Source organism: Chitinophaga sp. GbtcB8, from assembly GCF_019091455.1.
Classification (GTDB): domain Bacteria; phylum Bacteroidota; class Bacteroidia; order Chitinophagales; family Chitinophagaceae; genus Chitinophaga.
In genome coordinates, this window is the sequence record NZ_JAGXJN010000126.1 from 1 (window position 1) to 293 (window position 293).

A 293-nucleotide genomic window follows, 5' to 3' on the forward strand; every position below is an offset into this window, starting at 1 on the left:
TGCACCATATTATCAGTGATGGGTGGTCCATGAGTATTTTGATCCGCGAGTTGTTAGACTTGTATCATGCTTATACCATTGGCGCCACCCATCCACTATTGCCCTTGCGCATCCAGTATAAGGATTATGCAGCCTGGCAGCAATCGCAGTTAAGCGAAGCTGCACTGGAACCGCACAAACATTGGTGGTTACAACAGCTGTCAGGTGAATTGCCGTTGTTAGACCTGCCGGGTGATCATGCCCGTCCCGCAGTTAAAACCTATAACGGTGCTGCGGTGAATATGCTGCTCAGC

Annotated in this window: 1 protein-coding gene; it reads left to right on the plus strand. The window is 49.8% G+C overall.

The annotated features are described in order from the left end of the window. Positions 1-11: 11 nt before the first annotated feature. Positions 12-293: condensation domain-containing protein (locus KVT36_RS31650; RefSeq protein WP_368670059.1), on the plus strand; the 282-nt coding region annotated here is incomplete at its 3' end.